The organism is Sphingobium aromaticiconvertens, from assembly GCF_037154075.1.
Classification (GTDB): domain Bacteria; phylum Pseudomonadota; class Alphaproteobacteria; order Sphingomonadales; family Sphingomonadaceae; genus Sphingobium; species Sphingobium aromaticiconvertens.
In genome coordinates this window covers 3,795,338-3,813,571 of sequence record NZ_JBANRJ010000001.1, presented here as the reverse complement: position 1 = coordinate 3,813,571, position 18,234 = coordinate 3,795,338, and the positions used below count along the sequence as shown (strand labels likewise).

General features: G+C 66.6%; 26 protein-coding genes. 20 read left to right on the top strand and 6 right to left on the bottom strand.

From position 1 onward, the window contains the following. Positions 1–2: 2 nt before the first annotated feature. Positions 3–398 (bottom strand): MAPEG family protein, encoded by a 396-nt coding sequence (locus tag WFR25_RS18270; RefSeq protein WP_336972844.1) that lies wholly within the window; start codon positions 396–398, stop codon positions 3–5. Between the two features lie 123 nt (positions 399–521). Here WFR25_RS18270 and WFR25_RS18265 point away from each other — a divergent pair, with 123 nt between their 5' ends. Together WFR25_RS18265 and WFR25_RS18260 are read left to right on the top strand one after the other, a co-directional pair. After that, positions 522–674: a hypothetical protein gene (locus WFR25_RS18265; protein ID WP_336972843.1), complete on the top strand. Its 153-nt coding sequence runs from the start codon at positions 522–524 to the stop codon at positions 672–674. Positions 675–695: 21 nt separating this feature from the next. Next, positions 696–857, top strand: coding sequence for a hypothetical protein (locus WFR25_RS18260; RefSeq protein WP_336972842.1), 162 nt, complete (start codon positions 696–698; stop codon positions 855–857). Positions 858–1,513: 656 nt separating this feature from the next. On the opposite strand, the gene WFR25_RS18255 is transcribed toward WFR25_RS18260, so the two are convergent. After that, entirely contained in the window at positions 1,514–1,792 is a 279-nt protein-coding gene (locus WFR25_RS18255; protein ID WP_336972841.1) for an ETC complex I subunit, read from the bottom strand. A 70-nt stretch (positions 1,793–1,862) separates the two neighbouring features. After that, a complete protein-coding gene (hrpB, locus tag WFR25_RS18250) occupies positions 1,863–4,319 on the bottom strand; it encodes an ATP-dependent helicase HrpB (protein ID WP_336972840.1) in 2,457 nt (818 codons plus the stop codon). A 113-nt stretch (positions 4,320–4,432) separates the two neighbouring features. Here hrpB and WFR25_RS18245 point away from each other — a divergent pair, with 113 nt between their 5' ends. The 3 genes from WFR25_RS18245 to WFR25_RS18235 all read left to right on the top strand — a co-directional run bounded on the left by WFR25_RS18245 (position 4,433) and on the right by WFR25_RS18235 (position 7,099). Further along, the gene (locus WFR25_RS18245) at positions 4,433–5,080 is read left to right on the top strand and encodes a glutathione S-transferase family protein (RefSeq protein WP_336972839.1); all 648 of its coding nucleotides are present in this window, start codon (positions 4,433–4,435) and stop codon (positions 5,078–5,080) included. A 163-nt stretch (positions 5,081–5,243) separates the two neighbouring features. Beyond that, on the top strand, positions 5,244–5,771 hold the full coding sequence (locus tag WFR25_RS18240) for a hypothetical protein (RefSeq protein WP_336972838.1): 528 nt from the start codon (positions 5,244–5,246) through the stop codon (positions 5,769–5,771). Continuing rightward, positions 5,768–7,099: a DNA-packaging protein gene (locus WFR25_RS18235; RefSeq protein ID WP_336972835.1), complete on the top strand. Its 1,332-nt coding sequence runs from the start codon at positions 5,768–5,770 to the stop codon at positions 7,097–7,099. Before WFR25_RS18240 ends, WFR25_RS18235 begins: the two co-directional genes overlap by 4 nt. Before the next feature lie 46 nt (positions 7,100–7,145). On the opposite strand, the gene WFR25_RS18230 is transcribed toward WFR25_RS18235, so the two are convergent. Continuing rightward, positions 7,146–7,457, bottom strand: coding sequence for an endonuclease domain-containing protein (locus WFR25_RS18230; RefSeq protein ID WP_336974970.1), 312 nt, complete (start codon positions 7,455–7,457; stop codon positions 7,146–7,148). 229 nt (positions 7,458–7,686) lie between these two features. Between WFR25_RS18230 and WFR25_RS18225 the strand changes: the two genes are divergently transcribed. Together WFR25_RS18225 and WFR25_RS18220 are read left to right on the top strand one after the other, a co-directional pair. After that, entirely contained in the window at positions 7,687–8,025 is a 339-nt protein-coding gene (locus WFR25_RS18225; protein ID WP_336972834.1) for a hypothetical protein, read from the top strand. Positions 8,026–8,126: 101 nt separating this feature from the next. Continuing rightward, a complete protein-coding gene (locus WFR25_RS18220) occupies positions 8,127–9,266 on the top strand; it encodes a phage portal protein (protein WP_336972831.1) in 1,140 nt (379 codons plus the stop codon). Here WFR25_RS18220 and WFR25_RS18215 read toward each other — a convergent pair. Further along, entirely contained in the window at positions 9,263–9,424 is a 162-nt protein-coding gene (locus WFR25_RS18215; protein ID WP_336972830.1) for a hypothetical protein, read from the bottom strand. The two genes, WFR25_RS18220 and WFR25_RS18215, sit on opposite strands and share 4 nt — an antisense overlap. A gap of 52 nt (positions 9,425–9,476) precedes the next feature. Here WFR25_RS18215 and WFR25_RS18210 point away from each other — a divergent pair, with 52 nt between their 5' ends. The 6 genes from WFR25_RS18210 to WFR25_RS18185 all read left to right on the top strand — a co-directional run bounded on the left by WFR25_RS18210 (position 9,477) and on the right by WFR25_RS18185 (position 12,623). Continuing rightward, positions 9,477–9,815: a DUF6127 family protein gene (locus WFR25_RS18210; RefSeq protein ID WP_336972828.1), complete on the top strand. Its 339-nt coding sequence runs from the start codon at positions 9,477–9,479 to the stop codon at positions 9,813–9,815. After that, positions 9,812–10,210: an HK97 family phage prohead protease gene (locus WFR25_RS18205; protein WP_336972827.1), complete on the top strand. Its 399-nt coding sequence runs from the start codon at positions 9,812–9,814 to the stop codon at positions 10,208–10,210. Before WFR25_RS18210 ends, WFR25_RS18205 begins: the two co-directional genes overlap by 4 nt. A gap of 78 nt (positions 10,211–10,288) precedes the next feature. After that, the gene (locus WFR25_RS18200) at positions 10,289–11,413 is read left to right on the top strand and encodes a phage major capsid protein (protein WP_336972825.1); all 1,125 of its coding nucleotides are present in this window, start codon (positions 10,289–10,291) and stop codon (positions 11,411–11,413) included. A gap of 81 nt (positions 11,414–11,494) precedes the next feature. Further along, positions 11,495–12,028, top strand: coding sequence for a head-tail connector protein (locus WFR25_RS18195; RefSeq protein WP_336972824.1), 534 nt, complete (start codon positions 11,495–11,497; stop codon positions 12,026–12,028). Beyond that, entirely contained in the window at positions 12,025–12,210 is a 186-nt protein-coding gene (locus WFR25_RS18190; protein WP_336972823.1) for a hypothetical protein, read from the top strand. The genes WFR25_RS18195 and WFR25_RS18190 overlap by 4 nt, the downstream gene beginning before the upstream one ends. Continuing rightward, positions 12,207–12,623 (top strand): DUF3168 domain-containing protein, encoded by a 417-nt coding sequence (locus WFR25_RS18185; protein WP_336972820.1) that lies wholly within the window; start codon positions 12,207–12,209, stop codon positions 12,621–12,623. The genes WFR25_RS18190 and WFR25_RS18185 overlap by 4 nt, the downstream gene beginning before the upstream one ends. A 115-nt stretch (positions 12,624–12,738) precedes the next feature. On the opposite strand, the gene WFR25_RS18180 is transcribed toward WFR25_RS18185, so the two are convergent. Continuing rightward, positions 12,739–13,062, bottom strand: coding sequence for a hypothetical protein (locus tag WFR25_RS18180; RefSeq protein WP_336972818.1), 324 nt, complete (start codon positions 13,060–13,062; stop codon positions 12,739–12,741). A gap of 54 nt (positions 13,063–13,116) precedes the next feature. On the opposite strand from WFR25_RS18180, the gene WFR25_RS18175 reads away from it, so the two are divergent. The 7 genes from WFR25_RS18175 (at position 13,117) to WFR25_RS18145 (ending at position 18,230) form a co-directional block, all read left to right on the top strand. After that, positions 13,117–13,524, top strand: coding sequence for a phage major tail protein, TP901-1 family (locus WFR25_RS18175; protein WP_336972817.1), 408 nt, complete (start codon positions 13,117–13,119; stop codon positions 13,522–13,524). Then, a complete protein-coding gene (locus WFR25_RS18170; protein ID WP_336972816.1) occupies positions 13,521–13,847 on the top strand; it encodes a gene transfer agent family protein in 327 nt (108 codons plus the stop codon). The genes WFR25_RS18175 and WFR25_RS18170 overlap by 4 nt, the downstream gene beginning before the upstream one ends. After that, the gene (locus tag WFR25_RS18165; RefSeq protein ID WP_336972813.1) at positions 13,844–14,056 is read left to right on the top strand and encodes a phage tail assembly chaperone; all 213 of its coding nucleotides are present in this window, start codon (positions 13,844–13,846) and stop codon (positions 14,054–14,056) included. The genes WFR25_RS18170 and WFR25_RS18165 overlap by 4 nt, the downstream gene beginning before the upstream one ends. 65 nt (positions 14,057–14,121) lie before the next feature. After that, entirely contained in the window at positions 14,122–14,682 is a 561-nt protein-coding gene (locus tag WFR25_RS18160) for a tail tape measure protein (RefSeq protein ID WP_336972810.1), read from the top strand. Between the two features lie 11 nt (positions 14,683–14,693). Continuing rightward, entirely contained in the window at positions 14,694–17,036 is a 2,343-nt protein-coding gene (locus WFR25_RS18155) for a phage distal tail protein, Rcc01695 family (RefSeq protein ID WP_419723213.1), read from the top strand. Next, on the top strand, positions 17,033–17,851 hold the full coding sequence (locus WFR25_RS18150; protein ID WP_336972806.1) for a DUF2163 domain-containing protein: 819 nt from the start codon (positions 17,033–17,035) through the stop codon (positions 17,849–17,851). Before WFR25_RS18155 ends, WFR25_RS18150 begins: the two co-directional genes overlap by 4 nt. Next, on the top strand, positions 17,844–18,230 hold the full coding sequence (locus WFR25_RS18145) for a peptidoglycan endopeptidase (protein WP_336972803.1): 387 nt from the start codon (positions 17,844–17,846) through the stop codon (positions 18,228–18,230). The genes WFR25_RS18150 and WFR25_RS18145 overlap by 8 nt, the downstream gene beginning before the upstream one ends. The last annotated feature ends 4 nt before the right edge of the window (positions 18,231–18,234 follow it).

The window sequence follows — 18,234 nt, the reverse complement described above, 5'->3', positions numbered from 1 at the left end:
ATTTAATCCGTCAGCAGCGGCCAGAGGATCATCCCCAGGCCGATCAAGCTGACAAGGAAGAACAAGGTACGGATTTTGGGGATGCCCAGACCATAGATGGGCAGATAGGCGATACGGGCGCCAAGCCAGATCCAGCCGCCGATCGCCGTCCATTCGCTGGTCCGCCCCGCCAGCACGACGCCCAGCAGCGCGACGATGGCGATGGGCAATGTTTCCTGAAAATTGGCCTGCGCGCGGGAGAGGCGGCCGGCGACCGGGTTCATCGGCGGCAGATTTTCGTCACGCGCGCCCATGTTCCAGTTGGTGCCATATTGCTTCGTCTTCACATGGGCGGCCGCGAAGATATGGACCAGCAGCAATATCGCGCCCCAGGCGAGAATCATGATTTCGACCGGCATGTCCGCGTCCTTCCCCCTGTTGACGGCAGCAAGGCTAGGCTATGTCGGCCCGTAGCGATAGTGCGAAAGAGGGGCGGGGCCGGGAGCGATGGCGGTGAAAAGCATTGAGGAAAAGACCGGGCAGTGTCGCTGCGGACAGGTGCGCTTCACCATCAGCCTGGCACCGCTGCTGACCATGGCCCGGTGGACGGCTTTGCGGTGACGCAGGACGAGCCGGTGATCGGCGGGTTACATGGTGAGATTCGTCATCATTTCTGCCCGCATTGCAAAAGCTGACTGTTCACCCGCTTCGAGGGGATGCCCTTTGTCAATATCCGTCCGACGATGATGGATGAGCAAGGGGCAGGCGACCAGGCATGGACCAAACCGTTCATCGAAACCTATGTCAGCGAGAGGCTGGACTGGGTGCATATGCCCGCACGCCACAGTTTCGCGCGGTTCTCGCAGATGGAGGCGTAAGAGGAACTAATCGGTGAGTATCAGGCGTTGGTTGCGGGCGTTTAGGTTGGCATGAAGGGGGCTAATTGCGACCATTTGCGGACATTGAATCGCAAAATCGGTATACCCGGCACCTGCCATAGAGTTACCAAGAGGGTGTCGAGACTGCCCGCTCATACTCGACCACCATCCGCTGAAATTCAGCTTCGGCTTTCCGTATCTGCCTTTTGCGCAAATGTGCGACCACAAGAATGAATACGGCTGCCATACCACACGAAAAGACGACACCGGGGTCATCGTCCCTCACTGCCAACCATGCGCAGAACGACAAGAGAAAAGCCATGAGCCAAGCGCAAATGAGGAAAAACGTGGTCAGTCTCCAAAAGATTGGAGCTTCGGGCCGTCCACTTCTCTTATCGAACGTGACCTTGTTGAAGAAGCTGAACATCTGCCACATCCACTTTTAGCGAAGGCAGATATGTCCCATCACCAAACCCTTCGCAACAGGCAGCTATGGACTTCATCTGAAATCATAGCAGACCGTCTCCAATCCACCCGTTATCGCCATTCCCGCAAAGGTGGGGGTCATTGGCTCGACGGTTGAGCGTCAGGTTGAAGGCTCCTGAATACCGGATCCGATCCGGGATGACGGCTATGCGTAAGGGCGCTGTGCCGATTTAGCGGAAGTTGTCGGCGTAGGCCTGGAGCTTGAGCGTCTTGGGCGGGGTGGCGATGACAGTCGCAGGGATGCCGTTGCGGTCCGCATAGGCGCGGGCGGCGGCTTCGTCGGGGAAGGTGAGTTTGAGCTGCTGCTGCGTATCGCCGGACCCGGCCCAGCCGGTCAGAGGGTCGGCCTGTTTGGCTTCGGCGGGCACATATTCCAGCACCCAGAGGTGGTTCAGCGCCTTGCCGGACTGCATGGCGTTTTTCTGGATCTGGTAAATGCGTGCGGCCATGGCCGGAAACTCCTGCGGATTGCTGATGCTGCGTTGCACCAGAGGGGGCGGGTGCGTCAAGGCCCAGTGGTCAGGATCGGCCTCGGGCGGCGTCGGCTCTTTTGGTGCGAAGGGTGGCGGCGGCGGCAGTCGGATCGTCGGGCCATGGGTGGCGGGGGTAACGGCCGCGCATTTCCTTTGCCACGTCACGCCAGTTGCCCGCCCAGAAGCCGGGGAGGTCGCGGGTGGTCTGGATCGGGCGGCCTGCGGGGTTGGTGAGGCTGAGGACAAGTGGAATGCGCTGGGTGCCGACGGTGGGATGCTCGGCGAGGCCGTAGAGCGCCTGAACCCGCAATTGTACGCGGGGGCCGCCTTCGGCTGCATAGTCGATTTCATGGATGCTGCCTGCGGGTGAGCGGAAATCGGGTGGTGCGAGGCGGTCGAGCTGTTGCTTTCCGTCCCAGCCAATGCGGTTTTCCAGCATATTGGACAAGGCGGAGCGGTCGATGTCGGAGAGGCGGCGCTTGCCTGTGAGGAGAGTCGGGAGCCAGTCGTCGAGTGTCGCGAGAAGGGTGGTGTCGGATAGTGCTTCGATTCCGGCGAAGGCAGCTCGGATGCGGAGCGACTGGGCGGCGTCCGACCAAGGGAGGAGGGGGAGGCCGCCCTGTCGGACACCGCTGAGGAGGGCCGCAGCCACGGCGTCCGGGTCGGGGCGGTCGTCTGAGCCTGACGAGAGGCGGACGGAGCCGAGGCGGCGTTCACGCAGTGCTTCGATGCCGCCGTTTTCCGGGCGGAAGCGGACGGTGCGGTACTCGGCGATGCGGTCCGCGAAGAGCGTGAGGACGTCGGCTTCGCTGATCGGGGCGGCGGAGAGGATGCGGGCGCCCGCCGCGCTGCCCTGAACCTCACCGACCGCGAGCCAGGGTTCGCGGGCGAGCGGATCGGCGGGGTCGAGGCGGAAGCCGCGGCCACCGACGCTGGCCCAGTCCGCGCCGTCGGCGGAGCGGCGTTTTGAGAGGCGGTCAGGAAAGGCGAGGGCGAGGCAGAGGCCGGGGGCGTGGTCGGCCTCTGTTGCCGTTATTGGCGGGCGTGGGGTCAGTTGTGTCCAGCGTTTGGCCAGCGTGCGGCCTGCTTCGGCGCGTTTGCCGGGCTCGTGGCGCCAGCGCTGGAGGCGCAAGGTGAGATCGGCGTCGGGGCCGCCCAGGCCGCGTTCTCCCAGCAAGACCGCGATCTCGGCGGCCGTGCGGGCGAGGCCCATCTCGCCCGCACGGATGAGCATATGGGCGATGCGGGGTTCGAGGGGGAGCTTTGCGAGGGCGCGGCCATGGGGAGTGATGCGGGCGTCGGCGTCCAGCGCTTCCAGGGTGGTGAGGCGTTTGCGGGCTTCGGTCAGGGCGGCGGCGGGGGGCGGGTCGAGCCAGCGCAGGGCTGCGGGATCGGATACGCCCCAGAGCGCGCAGTCGAGGAGTAGGGAGGAGAGGTCGCTCTCAAGGATTTGGGGTGGGTCGTAGGGTGGCATCCCGGCGTTGGCGGCGGCTTCCCAGAGGCGATAGGCGACGCCTGCGACCTGGCGGGCGGCGCGGCCTGCGCGTTGGGTGGCGGAAGCTTGGCTGGCGCGTTCGGTGACGAGGCGGGTGACGCCGGCGGCGCGGTCGTAGCGGGGGCGGCGGGCGAGGCCCGAATCCACTACGATTCGGACGCCGTCGATGGTTAGGCTGGTTTCGGCTATGGAGGTGGCGAGGATGACCTTGCGGTTTCCAGCAGGGGCGGGGCGCAGGGCGGCGCGTTGGGCTGTTGGATCGAGGGAGCCGTGGAGTTTGTGGATGTCCGCGGCCACCCCCGCGAGGCGTTCTGCGGTGCGTTCGATTTCCGCGACGCCGGGGAGGAAGGCCAGGAGGTCGCCGGTCGGTTCTTCGCTGAGAGCGCGGCGAATGGCGGCGGCCATTTCGTCTTCGATGCGCTTTTCGGTGGCGCGGCCGATGTGGCGTAGCTCCAGCGGCTGGATGCGGCCTTCGCTCTCGATCACCGGGGCGTTGCCCATCAGGGCGGAAAAGCGCGCGCCGTCCAGCGTGGCGGACATGGCGAGGAGGCGCAGGTCCGGGCGTAGCGCTTCCTGCGCGTCGAGGGCGAGGGCGAGGCCGAAATCGCTGTCGAGGCTGCGTTCATGGACTTCGTCGAACAGCACGGCGGATATGCCGCTGAGTTCGGGATCGTCCTGAATGCGGTTACGGAAAATCCCTTCGGTCAGCACCAGCAGGCGGGTGCGGGCGGACTGTTTGCTGTCCATGCGGGTGGCGTAGCCGACGGTGCCGCCCGGCTGTTCGCCCAACTGCTCGGCTATGCGTTCGGCGGCGGCGCGGGCGGCGAGGCGGCGGGGGGAGAGCAGGAGAACTTGCCCCGTACACCATGGCTGATCCAGCAAGGCGGGGGCGACGGCGGTGGTCTTGCCCGCGCCGGGAGGGGCGACCAGCACGGCGTTGCTCGTGCTCCGCAGCGCGGCGAGCAGGTCGGGGAGGACTGCGTGGATCGGAAGCGTTGGGGCGGGCATGGCCTGTCCCCTCTCGCCTTATTTGGGGCGGGCCGCAATGGGCTGGATAATTCATTGCATTATGCAACGGGGTGGATCAATTTGCATGAGCTACCCTTAACGAAAGGATGTTCATGCAGTTGTTCGGGATGCGGCCTTCGCCGTTCGTTCGCAAGGTTCTGGCCTTTGCGGCGGAAAAGGGGATCGCGCTGGAGGTAGTGCCTGCGGGCATGGGCAGCGGTGACGAAGCGTTTCGGGCGGCATCGCCCTTTGGCAAGATGCCCGCCTTTGTCGACGGGGATTTCAGTATCTGTGATAGTACAGCAATCATAACCTATCTGGATAGCCTGCACCCCGATCCGAACCTGATCCCGACCGAGGCGAAGGCGCGGGCGCGGACCATATGGTATGAGGAATTTGCCGACACGATCCTGCAACCGGCGGGCGCGACGATCTTTTTCAACCGGATGCTGGCGGCGGCAATGGGGCGGGAGCCGGACCTGGCCGCAGCCGATGCGGTGGAGGCGGAGAAGATGCCGCCCCTCTATGACTATCTGGAAAAAGCCTTGCCGGATAGCGGCTTCCTGATCGAAGATCGCTTCACGCTGGCGGATATTGCGGTGGTCAGCCCGATGGTCAATGTCGGCTGGTGCAGCGAGGCGCTGACAGCAGATCGCTGGCCGCGAATGGTTGCTTATATCGCGGCGATCCGGGCACGCCCCTCTTTTGTTGGGCTGGAGGCTGAAGAGGCGAAAATCGTAGCACGTTTCAAGGTTCGATAATAACCTATTTGGAACATTTTTCTTGACATCGTCACGCTGTTCGGGCAGAGATGTGAACACTGAGCAAATGTGAGTCGCCGCGACGCGGTGGCAACAGAGGAAGGGGCTAGTCCGGGAGCGGACTGGCCCCTTTCCTGTTTGGCGGGAACGGAGGGGGGCGATCATGGACAACAGGGGCAAGAAAAGCGGGTCGAGCGCGCTGCCGGTGTCGGACGGGCGGCGCGGGCCGCAGAGGCGGGCGGTGCGCAAGGATGGCTGGACCGCCAAGCGCCGGGCGCTGTTCCTGGAGACGCTGGCGGAGACGGCCAATGTGCGGGAATCGGCGCGGGTCGCGGGTGTGGGAAAAACCTGTGCCTATTATTACCGGCAGCGCGATCCGGGCTTTGCCAGGGCCTGGGCGCAGGCGCTGGACGTCGCCTTTGACGAACTGGGCACGCTGTTGCTGCGGCAGGCGCTGTTCGGGACCGAGCAGGTCGAGATTACCGAGGATGAGAAGGGCGCGGTCAAGGCACGCAAGGTGAAGCGGGAAATCCCGCTGATGCTGGCGCACCGGCTGTTGCAGGATCATCGCGCCGAGGTGATGCAGGTGCGTGCCCTGCGCGCGGAGGATGGGCCGGACACGTCCAGCGCACGGTCGCAACTGGAGGAGGTGCTGGCGCGGTTGCGGTCGGAGGAGGAAGAGTCGCTATGAGCGCGTCTTTGATGCAGCGGCTGGCCGATTTGCCGGAGGAGTCGCGGGGGCGGGTGCTGGCGGGGCTGGACGCCAGCGGCGCGGCGGTGCTGGCGCAGGACTGGCGCTGGCTGGCGCGGCCCGAGCAACTGGCGCCGCCGGGGGCATGGTCGACCTGGATGGTGATGGCCGGGCGCGGCTTTGGCAAGACGCGGGCCGGGGCGGAATGGGTGCGCGCGATTGCCGAGCGCGATGGGAAAGCGCGGATTGCGCTGGTCGCGGCGACATTGGCGGAGGCGCGGTCGGTGATGGTGGAGGGGGCGTCGGGCCTGTTGGCGATTGCGCCCTGGTGGTGCCGCCCGGCCTTTTCCCCTGCGCTGCGCAAATTGATGTGGCCGAGCGGGGCGGTGGCGACTTTGCACGGCGCGGCGGAGCCGGAGAGCCTGCGCGGGCCGCAGTTCAGCCATGGCTGGGCCGACGAAGTGGCGAAATGGCCAGCGGGGGAGGCGACCTGGGACAATTTGATGATGGGGATGCGGCTGGGTAAGCGCCCGCAGGTGGTGGCGACGACGACGCCGCGCCCGGTGCCGCTGGTGCGGCGATTGCTGGCGCGCGAGGGGCGCGAACTAGTGGTGACGCGCGGGCGGACAGCGGACAATGCGGCCAATCTGGCGGTGGGCTTCGTCGAGGCGATGCAGCGCGATTATGGCGGCACGCGGCTGGGGCGGCAGGAACTGGATGGCGAATTGATCGAGGAGGTGGAGGGCGCGCTGTGGAGCCGGGCGCTGATCGAGCGGTGCCGGGTGCGGCATGTGCCGTGTGTTGAGGCTGGTGATATGGCGCTGGTGCGGGTGGTGGTGGCGGTCGATCCGCCTGCCGGGATTGGCGGCGACGCCTGCGGGATCGTGGTGGTCGGGCTGGGCCGGGACGGGCGTGGTTATGTGATTGCCGATGAAAGCGTCGAGGGTCTGGGGCCGGAGGGCTGGGCGCGGGCGGTGGCCTATGCGGCGGCGACCCATGGCGCGGACCGGGTGGTGGCGGAGGCCAATCAGGGCGGGGCTATGGTGGAAAGCGTGCTGCGCGCGGCGGAGGCCGGGCTGCCGGTGCGGCTGGTCCATGCGAGCCGGGGGAAGGTGGCGCGGGCCGAGCCGGTGGCGGCTCTCTATGAGGCCGGACGAGTGGCGCATCGCGGGGCTTTTCCGGCGTTGGAGGATGAGATGTGTGGGTTGGTGATGGGCGGCGGCTATGTGGGGCCGGGGCGGTCGCCGGATCGGGCGGATGCTTTGGTGTGGGCGTTGACGGAGTTGATGCTGGGGGTGCGGGGTGAGGCTCGGGTGCGGGGGTTTTGAGGGGGGTGTGTGTTTTGGTGGGGAGGGAGCAATTGCAGACGCTTTCTTAGCCCTCTCCCGCCTTTGCGGGAGAGGGTTGGGTGAGGGTCTTCTTATTCAGAAGCGCAAGCCTGATGGCTTCCACAACGCCATCGAAATTGCTCTGCGCGTCGTGATTCCAGAATCGCATCACTGTCAGACCCCTGGCTTCGAGAAAAGCGGTGCGCCCCTTGTCCCGCTCTTCGTCATGCTGGCCTCCATCGAGTTCAATCACCAGGCTCGCCTCGACACAAAGGAAATCTACGACGAACGATCCGATCGTCGTCTGTCGCCGAAACTTGAAACCTTCAAGCTGTCGATTGCGTAATGCTGCCCACATGCGGCTTTCCACATCTGTCATATTGCGCCGAAGACGGCTGGCATGAGGGCTGATTTGACGATGCACGGGGAACATGGCGGCAGACTATAGGAAGAAAGACCCTCACCCAACCCTCTCCCGCGAAGGCGGGAGAGGGCTAGAAGCAACGGCTGGATTAGGGGAGAGGCTGATCGGAACAACGGCCCCGCCCAAGTCGTTTCGATGGCGTGGACTATGTGGAGTTTCTGTCATGAAAATGGTCAAGCTTTTGGCGGCCTTTGTCGGTGTGTCGCTGGTCGCAACCCCGGTGCTGGCGGCGTCGCTGAGCAGCAAGGAGCGGGCGCGGGTGGCGCGGGCTTCGTCGCGGGATCGGGATGATGTGCGCTACTGTCTGTTGCAGGCCAAGAAGGGGCGCGACAAGGGGACGGTGATCGGCGCGGCGGGTGGCGCGGGCGTTGGTGCGATTGCTGGTGGCAATCTGGGTGAATCGTTGCTGGCCGGTGCGGCTGGCGCGGTGGCGGGCCGGGTGATCGGCAAGAGCGAGGGCACCAATTCGACCTGCGACCGGGTGCTGGCGCGTAATCCTTAGCGGCATTTACCGGATGCTCTGATTTTCTGGCGGTGGCTGCGGCTTCCGGTTTTCAACATCCTCGCCCTGACGGGCGGGGATTTTTTTGTGGCGGGGTAGGCATGAAATTCTTTGGAACGAAGGCGGTTCGCGATGGCGGGCGGCCGGTGCTGGCGCGTGCCTGGGGGACGGGGGCGGTGGCGCTGGGGGAGTGGCCGGCTTCCTATGAGGCGCAGTTGCGCGCGGGGGTGATGACCAATCCGGTGGCGCAGCGGGCTTTGCGGCTGGTGACGGAGGGCGCGGGGGGTGCGGCTCTGGAGGCGCATGGCGGCGATGAGGCTGACCGGGCGCGGGTGCTGGCGCTGGTGGGTGCGCGCTCGGCGGGGCAATCGCTGGTGGAGACGCTGGCCTGCCATCTGCTGCTGCATGGCAATGGCTATGTGCAGATATTGACCGGGGCGGATGGCGCGCCCGCCGAATTGTTCGCGTTGCGGCCCGAGCGGGTGAGCGTGGAGGGCGATGCGCGGGGGTGGCCTGCGGCCTATCTATATCGAGTGGGGGAGAGCGTGACGCGCCTGTCGCCGCAGGATGCGGCGGGGCGTATCAGCGTCATTCACCTGAAGGCGCTGCATCCGCTGGATGACCATTATGGGCTGGGCTGTGCGGGGGCAGCGGCGGGCGCGGTGGCGATTCACAATGCCGCGACCGTGTGGAACAAGGCTTTGCTGGACAATGCGGCGCGGCCTTCGGGGGCGATGGTCTATGCGCCGGGTGACGGATCGGTGATGTCGCCGGAGCAGTATGAGCGGGTGAAGCGCGAGATGGAGGCGGCCTTTGCGGGGGCTGCGAATGCGGGGCGCCCGATGCTGCTGGAGGGCGGGCTGGACTGGAAGGCGATGAGCCTGACGCCTGCGGAGATGGACTTTGTGGGGCTGAAGGCGGCGGCGGCGCGGGAGATCGCGCTGGCCTTTGGCGTGCCGCCGATGCTGCTCGGCCTGCCGGGCGACAATAGCTACGCCAATTATCGAGAGGCGAACAAGGCGCTGTGGCGGCAGACGATCTTGCCGCTGGTCGACAAGGTTGCGGGCGGGATCATGCAGGGTTTGAGTGGCTGGCTGCCGGAGGTGCGGCTGTGTGCAGATCTGGACCAGGTGCATGCGCTGTCGGACGAGCGCACGGCATTGTGGGAGCGGGTGATGGCGGCCGATTTCCTGAGTGCGGAGGAGAAGCGGGCGATGCTGGGGATTTGCGCGGCGGGTTAAGGCGCGGGGCGGTCGAGGCGGCAGAAGCCGCCATCCCAGTTCCAGCGGCCACCCTGCAACAGACAATCGCCCGCGCGGTTGAGGCCGGTCGCCCAGGCGATGCCGCCTAGAGCCAGGAGGGCGAGGAGGATGAGGATCTTGCGGCGGTGCTTTTGCATGGGACCGGGTTCTAACGGGCGGCGGGCTTCAGGGGAAGATGGGAGGGCGTACATGAAACATGATGGCGAGATGCTGGCGCGGCTGGTCGCGCAGGCGGAGAGTGGTGGGGTTGGTGGAGGATGGGGCGGCGTGGTCGACATGGTGACGATCCGTGCGCTGATCGAGGAAGCGGCGGAGATGGGCGCGGGGCGGGCGCTGGAGCGGCTGGGCCTGTCCGATCGCGGGGCGGCGGACGATGTGCGCGAATTGCGGCAGTTGCTGGGCGCGTGGCGGGACGCGAAGAAGGCGGCGCGCGGGGCGCTGATCGGCTGGCTGGTGCGGGTGGCGCTGGCGCTGTTGCTGCTGGGGCTGGCGGTGAAGGTTGGTTTGCCGGGGTTGGTGCGGGCATGAGCGGCGACGTTCGGTTTGCGGGCTATGCGGCGATATTCGATCGGGTGGACCGGGGTGGGGATGTGGTGCGGCGGGGGGCTTTTGGGGCGGTGGCGGGGGCTGTGCCGTTGCTGTGGCAGCATCGCCCCGGCTGCGCGATCGGGATGGTCGAGGGGGTGGCGGAGGATGGGCGCGGGCTGCGTGTGATCGGGCGAGTGTCGGCGCGGACCGCGGCGGGGCGCGAGGCGGCGGCTGCTTTGCGCGGTGGGGGGCTGGACGGGTTGTCGTTCGGTTATCGGGTGAAGGCGGCGCGGGGTGCTGGGCCGCGGGAGTTGCTGGCGCTGGAGTTGGTGGAGGTGAGCCTGGTGAGCCATCCGATGCAGGATCTGGCGCGGGTGCATGCGGTGGTGGGTTAGCGCTTCCTCCAGGAAGTTTTGGTCTTCGGGCGGTCCCATCCGGGGTCGCCTTTTTTCGTTTTCAAGTGGGAGAAGCGTATGACGGACGGTGTGATGGCGACCCTCGAAGGCAGCTTTGACAAGGTGCTGGCGGATGAGCGGATTGGGGTGCTGGAAGGGGAGGTTGCGGCGCTGCAGGGGCAGGTGCTCGCTAGGCAGCGGCCTGCGCTGGATGGGGTGAAGGGAGGCGATATTGATCCGGCAAGGGGGGCTTTTGTCGATCGCTATTTGCGGCAGGGGCTTGAGGCGGGTGTCGAACTGAAGAGCTTTTCCGGGGCGAGTGGCGGCGCGGGTGGCTATGCGGTGCCGCGGGAGATCGACCAGTTGATCGATGCGACGCTGAAAAGCATCTCGCCTATTCGCGCCATCGCCAATGTGGTGCGGACCGGGACGGCGGGCTATCGCAAGCTGGTGACGGCGGGCGGGATCGTGTCGGGCTGGGCGAGCGAGACGGGGGCGCGGGGTGAGACGGGGACGCCGGTGTTCAACGAGATCGCGCCGCCTTCGGGTGAGTTGTACGCCAATCCGGCGGCGAGTCAGGCGATGCTGGATGACGCGCAGTTCGATGTCGAAAGCTGGCTGGCGAGTGAGATCGGGCGTGAGTTTGCGGCGGCGGAGGGTGCGGCCTTTGTCAGCGGCAATGGCACGAACAAACCCAAGGGCTTCCTGACCTATACGACCACGGCGGAAGCCGATGGCGTGCGGGCGTTCGGCAGCCTGCAATATGTGGCGTCGGGCGCTGCGGGGGCGTTTGGCAGCAATCCGCAGGACAGGCTGATCGACCTGGTGCAGAGCCTGCGTGCGCCGTACCGACAGGGGGCGAGCTTTGTCATGAACTCGGCCACGATGGCGGCGATCCGCAAGATGAAAACCAGCGAGGGTGCGTTTATCTGGCAGCCGGGTCTGGCCGCTGGCGTGCCCGCTACGTTGCTGGGCTATCCAGTGGTCGAGGCGGAGGACATGCCCGATGTGAGCGCGGGCAGTCTGTCGATCGCGTTCGGTAACTTCCAGGCGGGCTATGTGATCGCCGAACGGAGCGAGACGAGCATCCTGCGCGATCCGTTCAGCAACAAGCCGTTCGTTCACTTCTACGCCGTCAAGCGGATTGGTGGCGCGGTGGCGAACAGCGAAGCGATCAAGCTGATGAAGTTCGCTGTTTCGTAAGAGCCGCGAGCGGTGATCTTTGGGGGCGGGCGTCGTCGGGCGCCCGCCCCTTCTTTTTTGCGGGCGGCGGAAGGGTGCACGATGATGCTGGACGAAGAGGGCGGCGAACCAGCCGTGCCGCTGGAGGATTTGAAGACCTATCTGCGGATCACGGGGACGCAGGAGGATGGGCTGCTGGCGCGGTTGCTGGCGAGTGCGACGGGGCTTTGCGAGCAATTTACCGGGCAATGGCTGGTCGTGCGGCAGGCGCGCGAGGTGGTTGCGGCGCGGGCCGAGTGGCAGCGGCTGACGGCGCGGCCGGTGGTGGCGGTCAGTGCGGTGGAGGGCTGGTCCGAGGCGGGCGTGGCGAGCGTGCTGCCGGTCGAGGGCTATGCGGTCGATATCGATGCGAGCGGCGAGGCCTGGGTGCGGGTCCATGCGCCGGGGGTGGCGCGGGTGCGCGTGACTTATAGCGCCGGGCTGGCGGGCGATATGACCATGGTTCCGGCGGGGCTGGGGCAGGGGATCGTGCGGCTGGCGGCGGACCATTATGCGACGCGCGAGGGTGGCGAGGTAAAGCCGCCCGCTGCCGTCACGGCGCTGTGGCGGCCCTGGCGGCGGATGCGGCTCCTATGAGGCTGGGCGATCGGGTCGAGGCGCGGGCGGCGCGGTGGCGGGCGCGGATCGTAGAGGCGGCGCGCGAACTGGGCGTCGCGGCGGTGGTCGAGGGTGATGCTGTGCGGCTGTCGGGGCGCGATATTCAGCAGCGCTGGATGGATGAGGCGCGGTTGCGCGATGTCGGGAGGGATGGGCCATGAGTGCGGAAGGGGCGATGCGCGCGGCGGTCGTCGCGGCGCTGGGCGGGGATGCAGCGCTGATGGCGTTGGTCAACGGTGTCTATGATGGCGCGCCGGTGCAGGCGAGCGAACCCTTTGTGGTGGTCGCGGAATGTGCGGGCGTCGATTGGGGCGCGAAGGGGCTGGATGGGCGCGAGGTGCGGTTGTCGATTTCGCTGCATGACAAGGGCGATACGTCGGCGACGATCGCGGCGATGCTGGGGCGGGTCGAGGCGGCGATGCGCGGGATGGAGGGTGTCGTGGACGGGTGGCGGATCGTTACGATGCGCTTCGTGCGGTCGCGGGTGGCGCGGAGCGTGGCGTCGCAGCGGCGCGAGGGTGGCTGGCAAGGGGTGGTGGATTATCGGGTGCGGGTGGTGGTTGAGGGGGTGTAGGCTCGGTCGCGATGTTGTAGGCTCGCTGCGCTCGCTACCCTCCCCCAACCCCTCCCTGGAAGGGAGGGGAGTTAAATAGTGGCACCCTCCCTGGAAGGGAGGGGAGTAAGTAGGGTTAGCGGGGTGTGGATTGATAGTCGGCATATTCGCCGCTGATCTTCTCCACATATTCCAGCACCTGGTCGTCGGCGTCTGCCTGTGCGCCCTTGAGGGGCATGCCGTCGGCCTTGTCGGCGGCGAGGACGGCCTTGCGGAAGACGTCCTCTTCCTTTGCACATTTTGTTTTCAGGTCGGCGCGGAATGCTTCGAGCGAAAGCTTGGCTTCCAGCGATGGCTGCATCTGGGCTGTGAGGCAGGCGCTGAAGGCCCTGCGACCGTCGCCCACCGGGTCGCCCGCCGGGGCGGCCAGCATCATCATGAGGGCAATCGATATGATCATCGGACCTCTCCTTATCGTGCTTTTTGCACTGTCTGACTGAAGGGAGAATGCGACATGGGCGTTGAAAAGGGAAGTGCATTTCTATTGAAAATTGGCGACGGCGAAACGCCGGTCGCCTACGCCACGGTGGCGGGGATGCGAACCACGCAACTGTCCGTCAATGGCGAGGCGGTGAACATCACCAGCAAGGACAGCGGCGGCTGGCGCGAACTGTTGTCGGGGGCGGGGGTGCGGTCGGTCAGCGTGTCGGCGGCGGGCATCTTTACCGGGTCGGTGGCGGAGGTCCGCGTCCGCAATCATGCGCTGTCGGGCACGATCGGGGACTATGAACTCTCTTTCGAAAGCGGGGAACGGATGCGTGGGCGCTTTCTGGTGTCGCGGCTGGACTATGCGGGCGATTATAATGGCGAGCGCAATTATGCGTTGAGCCTGGAAAGCTCCGGCCCGGTGGTGAGCGAATGAGCGCGGCCAATTCCACCCTCGCCAATCCAGAACGCGGGGAGGCGGCGCTGACCGTGGCGGGCGAGAGCCTGACGTTGCGGCCGAGTTTTGGCGCGCTGGTGGCGGCGGAGGGCGAGCTGGGGTCGCTGTTCGCGCTGGTCGAGCGGGCGGCGTCGGGCGAACTGACGCTGGGCGAGATGGCGGCGCTGTTCTGGCATTGTGTGATCGATCCGCCGCCGGGGCTGACCCGCGAGGTGCTGGGCGAGGCGGTGGTCGTGGCGGGGCTGGCGGCGGCGGCGCCGGTGCTGCGGACCATCGTGCGGCAGATATTGGCAGGGCGATGAGCTTTTCGGCCGATGATTTTTCAGGACGCGCGGCGCGGCTGGCGGGGGTGGCGGCCTGGCTGCTGGGCTGGCGGCCGGACGAGTTTTGGCGAGCGACGCCGGATGAACTGGCGGCGGTGATGGCGGCGGCGCGTGGGGAGGCTGGTGGGGTCGAGGGGGTGGATGGCGCGGAACTGGCGCGGTTGAGGGCGGCGTTTCCTGACGGATAGGGCAGCGCGAGCATTTCTCGACTGCGCTCGAAACGAACGGGTCTTTGGACATGGGAGAGGGCGGGATGGACGAGGAAATCGAGACGCTGGTGGTGCGGGTTCGGGCGGATACGCAGGGGCTGGCGCGGGACGTGGCGGCGATGCGCGAGGGGCTGGAAGGACCGCTCGCTTCGGGGGCGGAGCGAGCGGGGCGGCGGATCGAGCAGGGGCTGTTGCGGGCGGCGCGGAGCGGCAAGTTCGGCTTTGAGGATCTGCGGCGGGTGGCCGTAGGTGTGCTGGACGAGATTGCGGCGGGCGCTGTTCGGTCGGCAGTAGGGAGCGTTGGCGGTGGTGGCGGTGGGCTGCTGGGGATTGGTGCGTCGTTGCTGGGATCGGTGCTGGGCTTGCCGGGGCGGGCGACTGGCGGGCCGGTGGGACCGGGCAATGCTTATCTGGTCGGTGAGCGGGGGCCGGAGGTGTTTGTGCCGACGAGCAGCGGGCGCGTGGTGCCGAATGGCGGAGGTGGTTCGCGCGATGTGCGGGTGAGCATCGCGGTGCGTGGCGCTGGTGGCGAGGATGGGCCGCGGCTGTTGGCGCGGAGTGCGCGGCAGGTGGCGCGGGCGGTGAGGGGAGCGTTGGATCGATGACGGCTGCTGGGATGGACTATTGGCTGGCCGAGGCGCGTGGGGGGCAGGAAACGGGGGTGATGAAGCGGTTTGCCGCGACGCACTGGACCGTGAATTTCCCCCGGCCGGTGATGGCTTGCGTGGTAACGATTGGGGCGGATGCCCCGGACTCTGGACAAGGCCTGCGCGTGGATGCGGTCTTTCATGGGTCGGGCGATCTGGCGGGGCTGATCTGGGAGGCGGAGGACAAATGGAGCCATCCACTGCTGGCCTATGAGACGGCGCGGGATTTTCGTGGCTGTGTGTTGCGGTTCCGCTGGCGCAGCGGGGGGATCAGGCCGCTGGATGAAACGCATGGGCCGACCCTGACGATCGAGGGGCGCGATGCGGCGGGCGTTCCCCGCGCCTGGTATGTGCGCTTGTGGAACTATGCTCAAGGTGCGCCGGAAGATGCGGAGATCGTGCTGGATTTTGGCGATCTTGTGGGCGGCTATCAATGGCCGGAGGCGGCCGATCCGGTGTGGGCGGGAGACATTGACCGGATGTTTATCTCGCTGGTGCCGCCCGATTATGATGCGGGTGATACGCCCTTTGTTGCTGCGGTGGAGGGGTGGGCGGAGCTGACCGACATCCGTTGCGATGGGGTTGGGTCGGTGCTGGCGGTGGGGGACGTGATGGTGCCGGAACATGGGCTGTCCATGGCGACCGGCTATGACGATGCGTTCAATCAGACGCCCGAGCGGATCGTCGCGGCCATCCATGCGCTCGGCTATCGCGGCGACATCAATCATTATGTGGGCATGAGCCATTATTTCCGGCTGGAGCGGGCCGGGGAGGAGGGGTTGTATGTCAGCCTGGCAGTCGGGGTGTTGAATGCGCCCTGCGCCGCGTGGCATCGCGATCTGGCGCGGCGGGCGAAGGCGATGGGCTTTGGCGTCATCTGGTCGCTGTCCTATGAATTGCTGGACGCGCATTGCTGGGGCGACTGGAAGCAGCGGGCGGAGAATGGCGATCCGGCGCTGACCGGGTGGGAGCCGCCTTCTACGCTGTTGTCGCCTGCGCATGAGGGGGCGATGGCCTATTTGCGGGCGGTGGCGGGGGCTTTTGTTGGGCTGGCGCTGGATGAGGGGCTGGCGGTCAAGTTTCAGGTGGGGGAGCCGTGGTGGTGGGTGATGCCCGCCGATGGGCGCATCTGCCTGTATGATGAGGCGGCGCGAGTGGCGCTGGGCGGGAGTCCGGTGTCGATTGCTGATGTGCGGGGGGCGTTGAGTGGCGCGCAGACGGCTTTGCTGGATGCGGCGGGGGTGGTGCTCGCGGCGTCTACGGCGGCTTTGTGCGCGCATGTGAAGGGAGTGGCGCCGGGGGCGGTTACGCATTTGCTGGCGTATCTGCCGACCATATTGGACCCGTTGGCGCCGGAGGCGAAGCGGGCGAATATGCCGGTTGGGTGGGCGGCTCCGGCCTTCGATGTGCTGCAACTGGAAGATTATGACTGGGTGACGCAGGGGCGGTCGAACCTGACCGTGCGCGGGATCGCGGAAGCGACGGCGCGGTTGGGCTATCGGCAAGAAGATCAGCATTATCTGGCGGGGTTTGTGCTGTTGCCGGAGCAGGCCGCGCAATGGCGTGACATTGCGGGCGCCGCGAAGGCGGCGGTGGCGCGGGGGACGGCGGCGACCTTTATCTGGGCGCTCCCGCAGGTGGCGCGCGACGGCTTTACGCTTTTCAACATGGATGGGGAGGATGGCGTGCAAGCCTTTGATGATATGCTGTTTCCGCTGGCCATCGGGCGGGAGGCGAGCCTGGCCCCGGCCTTTTCGACGCAGATTGTCGAAAGCCCTTCGGGGCATGAACGGCGTAGTAGCGATTGGGCCGATGCGCGGCTGTCTTTCGATGCTGGGCCGGGGATAAGGTCGGAGGCGGATATTGCCGCGCTGATCGCCTTTTTCCGGGCGCGGCGGGGGGCGGCGCGGGGGTTTCGTTTTACCGATCCCTATGATGATCGCAGTTGCGCGATGGGGGAGATGCCGGGGCCGCTCGATCAGCGGTTGGGCATTGGGGATGGGGTGACGAGCGGTTTTGCGCTGCATCGCCATTATGGCAGCGGGGATCAGGCGCAGGCGCGGCGGATCACGCGGCCGGTGGCGGGGAGCGTGCGCGTTGCCGTGGATGGCGTCGAGATGGTCGGCGGGTGGAGCCATGCGGGGTTGGGTGTCATCGCCTTTGATGTGGCTCCGGCGGCGGGGGCGGTGCTTACGGCTGGGTTCCGGTTCGATGTGCCGGTGCGCTTTGCCGAGGATCGGCTGGAAATCAACCGCACGACCTTTGCGGCGGGGGAGGCGCCGTCGGTGCCGCTGGTGGAGATACGCGAATGAGTGGTGTGGCGAGTTTGGCGCAGCCGCTCTCGACGCTGGCCTTTTGCTGGCGGCTGGAGCGGCGGGACGGGGTGACGATCGGGCTGACCAGCCATGACCATGACCTTTATATAGGCGGGCTGCGTTATCGGGCGGCGCCGGGGATGACGCCTTCGGCGATACGGACGGATATTGGTCTGGAGGCGGATGCGCTGGAGATTGAGGGCGCGCTGACCGCCGATGCGATTACCGCCGCCGATCTGGCGGCGGGGCGATGGGATGGGGCGGCGTTGACGCTGTGGCTGACGCAGTGGGAGGCGCCGGGTGAACTGTGGCTGGAGCTTTCGCGCGGCACGATTGGCGGGGTCGAGCGGCGAGGCACGGCCTTTGCGGCGGAACTGGCGGGGGTGGCGAGCGTGCTGGATGCGCCGGTTGCGCCTGCCACGTCGCCCGATTGTCGGGCGTGGCTGGGCGACCGGGATTGCCGTGTCGATATGGCTGGGCGGCGGAAGATCGTGGCGGTTGCGAGCGCTGATGGTGAGTATGTCGTTGTCGGCGGCGGACTTGTGGCGGGGGCCTATGCCTTTGGCACTTTGCGCTGGATGACTGGTGCGGCGACCGGGCTGACGCAGGCGGTGGTGGACAATGACGCGGACGGGGTGTGGCTGAGCGATATGCCGGTCGTGGCGGTGCCATCGGGGGCATTGGCGCTGTTGACGCAGGGGTGTGACCGGCGGCTGGCGACCTGTGCGGGGCGCTTTGCCAATGTCGCCAATTTCCGGGGGGAGCCGTGGTTGCCGGGGAATGACCTGCTGACCCGTTATCCCGGTGGATAAGGGCGTTTCTATCGCGGCGGCGGCGCGCGACCTGGTGGGGGTGCGCTTTCGGTTGCAGGGGCGCAGTGCGGCGAGCGGGCTGGATTGTGTTGGGCTGGCGGCTCTGGCGCTGGGTGGCGCGGTTGTGTTGCCGCCACATTATGGTTTGCGGAGCGGGAATGTGGGGCTGGCGGAGCGCTGGCTGGCGGCGGCAGGGTTGCGGGCTGTCGACTTGGGCGCGGTCGGCGATCTGGTTCTGGTGCGACCGGGACCGCTGCAATTGCATCTGATGGTGAAGGTCGAGGGTGGGCACGTCCATGCCCATGCGGGCCTGCGCCGGGTGGTCGAAATGCCGGGGGCGTCGCCATGGCCAGTGATCGGACATTGGCGGATGATTTAGAAAG